This is a genomic window from Carnobacterium sp., from assembly GCF_032094055.1.
Taxonomy (GTDB): Bacteria; Bacillota; Bacilli; order Lactobacillales; family Carnobacteriaceae; genus Carnobacterium_A.
Map to the genome: position 1 here is coordinate 8970 of NZ_DAMDAK010000021.1, position 7073 is coordinate 16042.

The window sequence follows — 7073 nt, forward strand, 5'->3', positions numbered from 1 at the left end:
CACGCAATTGTTCTTTTGAAGGTTGAAAAACAACGTTATCTGCAACAAACCATTGGTATTCTTCCAAATAAACATCGACTAAATTTAAAGTATTCAAGGTAACCGTCCCTTCCTTTTGAAATAACTCAAAAGAAACAGGAAGTTGGTTTTCAACAAAAACAATAGTTTTATATTTGTTTTTTCCATTTATAAATTGTAAATTTCCGCTCTCTTGCAACATTTGGACCGTTAACTCTGCCAAAATAGGCGCTAAAACCAAATACCGTTTGTTGTTTGTCAATAAAGTCGTTTCCTTCTGGTTGCCGCTGATTAATTGGTTAGAGTAGGCTTGCTTTTGAAGAAAATCCATAATATTTCTATCTGCTTCTGATAAATGAATTTGCTTAAAATCAATGCTTTGATCAGCTTTTAATTCGAATATGCTTTTAGATAAATAACTGTCAAAAAACCCAGGTAAGTCTTTAACAATATAGAGTTTATCGATCCCTGCGCGAATGCTCAATGCAAAAACTTCACTTTTAGAACGAACAAGCGCTGTACTCAATGGTTTCATTTCAATTTTGTATTCAAGTTCTAATGTTTGATCTTTTTGAGAAGCCGATAGTGATTCTCTATGTTCATTCAGAAAAATGCGTGTAAATGACTCCGTTAATTCTTGTCCTGGACTTGGTGAATCTGCAGCAACTTCTTTTGCATTTTCCTCGGTCATTACCCGGCTGATTCCCCGGTCTCTCAATTCTAGTTCAACAGCTACTGTATGTTTACAATACCCATGTTCTTTCCAATAATTGCATTCGCAAAAATCTTCTTCTTTAGTTGTACCGTCTAATTCAACTCGATAAATTTCATTTCCCATAACTTCGGCAGTCCAAATTTTTTTCTCAAAAATTGAATTAAGTGAAAGAACTCGTTTATCTGCCACATACTTTCTGCCCTCATCAATAACACGTTCTGGAATGCTCCATTTCATTCAACGTTCCCCTACTTTCATACATATTGCCTTTTCATCTTGATTTTATCTATCTCTTTATTGTACGCCATTCTTGAACAAAAAGAAAATTTTTTCATTTCTTTTCATAAACTCACTTTTCTATCGATAATTGAACTCTTTAATTTAATAAAAGAGCTACTAAAAATCTTTTATCTAGATATTTTGAAAAGTGCTTGCTAAAAAACTAGAACTCAATCATAATTATATCATTAATACTATCATTCAGTCAGCTGAATGCGAAAGGTTGAAAGCCATTGTTTTTTAGAACATTACGCAGTATAGTCAGGTTCCTTTTATTACTTTTAAATGGGAACGCACATTATCAGAATAGAGAAAAATTACCTAAAGAAGGTACATTCATTCTCGTAGCTCCTCATAGGACATGGATTGATCCGCTTTATTTGGTCTTGGCAGCAAGTCCTCATGAATTTGCTTTTATGGCAAAAAAAGAACTATTCAAAAACCCTATTTTAGGCTGGATCATCCGGCATGCACATGCTTTTCCTGTTGATCGAGAAAATCCAGGACCGAGTGCTATCAAAACACCGGTAAAAATATTAAAACAAGGTAATTTAAATTTAGGTATTTTCCCAACAGGTACAAGACATTCTTCCGAACTTAAAGGAGGAGCTATCACTATTGCAAAATTAAGCGGAGTACCGATTGTCCCGGCTGTTTACCAAGGCCCCTTAACTCTTTCTAAACTAGTGACACGGAAACGTGTAACTGTACGTTTTGGCGATCCTATCATTATTGACCGGAACACTAAATTGTCAAAAGACAAATTGAAAGAAATTGAAGGACAAATGCAACAAGCTTTTGATCAATTAGATCATGAAATCGATCCGTCTTATACTTATAAAATCGAACCTTAAACTGTTCAAGAAAAAACTGCTCTCAAATTGAGGGCAGTTTTTCTGTTTAAGAAGTTATAAAATCCATGGATTCCATCAACCGACCGAACAAGTACTGTTCAGTTTTTTCTAATCCACTAGACCACTATTCTGCAGCCGGTACATTTCATGATAAACACCGTTTTTTTCAACTAATTCATCATGAGTTCCGCGTTCGATAATTTCACCGTGATCTAAAACTAAAATCATATCGGCATCGCGAATTGTGGATAATCGATGTGCAATTGCTAATGTCGTACGGCCTTGGCGCATTCTGCTAAGTCCTTCTTGAATTAAAGCTTCTGTTTCTGTATCAATATTAGCAGTTGCTTCATCCAGAATCAGGATTTTAGGGTCTGTTACGATCGTACTGGCAAATGAAATTAATTGCTTTTGCCCACTAGAATAACTTGCACCTCTTTCAATTACTTTTGAATCATACTGATCAGGCAATTGTTCAATAAAAGCATCCGCTTGAACGAATTCTGCTGCAGCTTCAATTTGACGATCAGAAATGGCTGAATTTTTCAATCGAATATTATCTTTGATCGTTCCGTAAAATAAGAAAGAATCTTGTAAGACCAAGCCCATTTTACTTCTCAATTCGCTAATGGGATATTTTTTTATCGAGACACCATCAATTAAGATTTCTCCTTCAGAAAATTCATAAAACCGCATCATCACATTAATGATTGAGCTTTTCCCGCTCCCTGTATGCCCAACGAGCGCTACTGTTTCTCCAGGATGAGCAGTAAAAGTAATATTGTTCAACACTTTTTTATTTCCATCATAAGAAAAGCTGACATTTTTGAATTCAATTTTTCCTTCTTTAATTTTCGCATGACTGTCTGCTTCTTGTTGCGGTGTTAGTTCTTGATTATCTAAAACCTTCAAAACTCTGCTGCTAGAGACAATCCCATCTTGAAAAATACTTAAGCTGTCCATCATCCGTACCATTGGATTGAAGAAGTTCCGTACATAAGATGTAAATGCATAAATAACTCCGACTCCTACTGCTCCATTAAGGGCATCATAACCAAAGAAACTCAGTACTACAACCAGCGCGAGTGTGTCCAATAAGTTAATAATTGGACCAAGCAACAAAGCATTAGCTTTAACCATAGCATAACGAGAATCAAAGTAGGAGCTATTGGTTTTTTCAAAATCTTTTTGCAGCCTTTTTTCTTGACGGAACTGTTGAATGATACTCATTCCTGAAATAGACTCAGCTAATTTTGTATTCAATACGCTAAGTTTTTCGCGCATACTGCGGTAAATAGTTGAACTGTATTTTTGGTAGTACCAGACAACCACTAAGAGTGCTGGAATAAACAACATGATCCATAGCGTAATTTTTAAATTTAAAAACGCCATCGCAACAAAAGAAGCTACCACTCCAAAAACACCTTGTAAAACAGTTAGGAAAACTTCCCAAAATTCTTTGATGGTTTCTGTATCGTTTGTTACACGCGTTACGATTGAACCCGCTGGTGTTTGATCATAAAATCTCATTCCCAACGTATGCAATTTCGAGAAAATCTTATTGCGAATATTCTCAACTGTTTTTTCTGATGCTAAATTAAATAAATATAAATTTAAATACCAAACAATGATTTTAATGAGGGTTACTCCAAAATAAGCTAGTGCAAAAAAGGCGATGATGCGGGTCGTGGCTGTTTGAGTCGCTAAATAATCGTCCATAAAAGTTTGTAAGATACGGGGCAGGATAACGTTTGTTACAGCCAGCAACACCCCAAAAAATATTCCCATAAAAAACCGGCTTTTAAAAGGAGCGCCAAAAGAAAATATTCTTTTCACCACTTTGATTTGTTCTTTAAATGGAATGCACTGTGACCAATTTGTATTTTGTTCCATTAGTCTGTCCCTCCTTTGACATTTCGTTCTAATTGTTGTTTATCATACATTTCTTTGTACCAGCCATTAAGAGCAAGTAAATCCAGGTGAGTCCCTCGCTCAGTGATCTTACCATCTTCAACTACAATAATTTCATCTGCATGCAGCACACTACTAATACGATGAGCAGCGATGATCGTTGTTTGTTCAGAACGTTCCTTTTTCAAAGCTGCTAAAATTGCTTCCTCTGTTTTGGCATCGACTGCTGAAAGTGCATCATCTAAAATTAATAGCTCAGGGTTGATAATCAAAGCACGAGCAATGGCTAAACGTTGTTTTTGTCCGCCAGATAAAGAAACCCCTCGTTCACCTACTAAAGTATCGTAGCCTTGTTCCATCTCTAAAATATCTTCGTGAATAGCTGTCAGCCTAGCGACGTGTTCTACCATTGATTGATCAAGGTCTTGGTCAGCAAAACGGATATTTTCTTTGATACTAGTTGAAAATAAAAATTGGTCTTGTGGCACATATCCAATATGCTGCAGCAAGGCATTTAATGAATAATCTCTAATATCATGGTCTCCATATGTTATCTGACCTTTGTAGCGATCATATTCTCGTAATAATAATTTAAATATCGTGGTTTTTCCTGAACCTGTTTTTCCAACTACTCCAAGTGTTTGACCACGTTTTAAATCAAAATGAATATTTTCTAAAACGGTCGTTGTCTTTTTAGGATAACAAAACTTTTCAATATTGTAGTGGATATCTCCTGTGATAGCCGTTTCAATGGCGTGAGGATTTTCAATGATCTTAGACTTTTCCTGTAAAATACGATCCACTCGGTCGTAACTTGCGCTTCCGCGCTCTAAAATATTAAATAATCGTCCAATAGCGAACATTGGCCAAACCAGCATCGCAATATAGTTAATGAACGTTACAAAGTCTCCAATGGTAATGACGTTTGTCATAACCATATGCCCACCTAATGTGATGGTCAAAATATAAGAAATTCCAATAATAAAAGTCATTACAGGATCAAACAGCGAATCAATTTTATAAACTTTTCTATTTTCAACAACTACTTGAGCTGTTTTACTTTTAAATTCTTCAATGTCTTCGTTTTCTTGACCAAATGTTTTGATCACTTTCATTCCCGAGATGCTTTCTTGTGTTTTATCATTCATATGCGAAAAAGCAGCTTGAGCTCTGCGAAAACGTTCATGAAGCTTTGAACCTAGTATGCGAGAGGCTAGTCCTAAAAAAGGCAGTGGAATCAATGCAATTAACGTTAAACGCCAATCTACTACGATCATCATCGCCACAACCGTTATTCCCCCTGTAATAATTGAATCTACAAAAGTTAAGATTCCTCCCCCTGCAACGTTTCGGATCGCATTTAAATCATTAGTCGCATGAGCCATCAAATCACCAGTACGGTATTTTTGAAAAAAACTGGCGTCCATGGCCGTAAAATGATCAAATAATCTTTTCCTTAAAATTCGTTCTAACTTAGCAGAAGTTCCCCATATATTCATTCGCCAGACATAACGAAAAAGATATTGTGTAACAGCTGTTACAGTTAAAATAATCAGCCATTGAATCAAGATGGCTTTTGTTAACGTACCTTGCTTGATGTGGTCAATGACAATTCCCAAAATTCTCGGAGGAAGCAATTGTAGTAGCGAAACAAAAATCAAAAAACTTACTCCAGTAATATATGCCTTCTTTTCTTGTTTAAAGAACCAACCTAATTTTTTATAGACACCCACTTTGTTTCTTCACCTACTTTTCGCTTAATTTGATCATTTTTTTAAAATAAAAAATGCAAACAGAAAAAATCTGCTCGCATGATTTACATAAGCGTAGCATTAATAGCTGCTTACTTCTTTTTATTTTTCTTTTCAGATGGTTTTTGACCCATTTGCATCATCAACATACGTAAAGTATCTTCATTAATTGGTGGGTTTTTTTGGAAGTAATCCATCATGTATTTTCTTGCCAAGAAAAATCCGGCAACTAAACCTGCTACTAATGCAAGAATAATTAAAAATATTGCTAAACCTGTATTCATTTCAATTCACTCCTTTCGAACTCTTTCCCTCGTTAATTGTACTAGACTTTTACTTAAAAATAAATAGCTAAACATCACTACAAAGAAAAAAGTAAAGGTTTTACTGAAATTATCGGTTTAATAATAAGAAAAACGAGACAAGCTCGACTTGATTCGAAAGCAATTTAGAAATGTTCTCTAAGTCGCCTTGCCTTGTAAGGGTACTCTACTGTATAAAATAGCCATGTGAATTGCGAAAATCACCAATCCACATGGCTAATTGCTAGAAAATTCTATAACGTGTTGTAAACTGCTACAACATTCTCAACTGTGAACCCGTAATTTTCAATAACGGTATTCCCTGGAGCACTTGCACCATACTTGTCAATGGCTACTGTTGCTCCATCAAGGCCGACATACCGTTCCCAACCAAAGCTAGCTCCCATCTCAATGGAAACTCGTTTGCGGACAGCACGTGGCAAGACAGATTCTTGATAAGCAGCGTCTTGTTTTTCAAACAAATCAAAACTTGGCATAGAAACGACTGAGACATCTTTACCTGCATCTTTTAACGCTTTTTGGGCTTTCAACGCTAAGGCTACTTCCGATCCAGTCGCAATCAAAATCCCTTCAGGTGTTTCGCCTGATTGAGGAGAAAGAACATAGGCCCCTTTAGCCACATTCTCTTGCGCTAGTTCTTGTGTTTTAGGCAAAACAGGTAAGTTTTGACGAGACAACACTAACATAGTCGGATGATCAGTTGAAGTAACAGCGATTTTCCAAGCGGCTACTACTTCATTTCCATCTGCCGGGCGCAAGACAGTTAAGTTCGGCATACTGCGTAAACTAGATAAATGTTCAACGGGCTCATGCGTTGGCCCATCTTCCCCAACGGCTACAGAATCGTGTGTAAAGACATAGGTTACAGGCAATTTTGAAATAGCAGCCAAGCGGATAGCAGCTCTTAAATAGTCCGTAAAGACAAAGAACGTACCCACATATGTTTTTGTTCCTCCATGTAAAGTAATGCCATTTGCTGCAGCTGTCATTGCAAATTCACGTACGCCATACCAAATATTGCGTCCTTCATATTGTCCAGGCTGGAAGTCTTTTTCGCCAGATACCATGGTGTTGTTTGAAGAAGATAAGTCGGCTGAACCTCCCCAGAAAGAAGGAACTTTTTTAGAGATCGCTGACAACGTTTGACTACTTGTTACACGGGAAGCTAAAGCATCATCTTCTACTGAAAAAGTCGGTAATTCGCTATCCCAATCTTTTGGCA

General features: G+C 36.5%; 6 protein-coding genes. 1 reads left to right on the top strand and 5 read right to left on the bottom strand.

Annotated elements, in window-relative coordinates; genetic code table 11:
• A partial coding sequence (locus RT405_RS05015; protein WP_313468097.1) for an SNF2 helicase associated domain-containing protein occupies nt 1-970 on the bottom strand: 970 nt, incomplete at its 3' end.
• A 275-nt stretch (nt 971-1245) separates the two neighbouring features.
• Here RT405_RS05015 and RT405_RS05020 point away from each other — a divergent pair.
• A complete protein-coding gene (locus RT405_RS05020) occupies nt 1246-1866 on the top strand; it encodes a 1-acyl-sn-glycerol-3-phosphate acyltransferase (protein ID WP_313468099.1) in 621 nt (206 codons plus the stop codon).
• Nucleotides 1867-1974: 108 nt separating this feature from the next.
• Here the strand turns inward: RT405_RS05020 and RT405_RS05025 are convergent, their stop codons facing one another.
• From RT405_RS05025 to RT405_RS05040, 4 genes are all read right to left on the bottom strand, one after another.
• On the bottom strand, nt 1975-3759 hold the full coding sequence (locus tag RT405_RS05025) for an ABC transporter ATP-binding protein (protein WP_313468101.1): 1785 nt from the start codon (nt 3757-3759) through the stop codon (nt 1975-1977).
• Nucleotides 3759-5510, bottom strand: coding sequence for an ABC transporter transmembrane domain-containing protein (locus RT405_RS05030; RefSeq protein WP_313468103.1), 1752 nt, complete (start codon nt 5508-5510; stop codon nt 3759-3761). The genes RT405_RS05025 and RT405_RS05030 overlap by 1 nt, the downstream gene beginning before the upstream one ends.
• Before the next feature lie 110 nt (nt 5511-5620).
• A complete protein-coding gene (locus RT405_RS05035) occupies nt 5621-5812 on the bottom strand; it encodes a YneF family protein (RefSeq protein WP_313468105.1) in 192 nt (63 codons plus the stop codon).
• Nucleotides 5813-6084: 272 nt separating this feature from the next.
• Nucleotides 6085-7073: transketolase-like TK C-terminal-containing protein (locus tag RT405_RS05040; RefSeq protein ID WP_313468107.1), on the bottom strand; the 989-nt coding region annotated here is incomplete at its 5' end.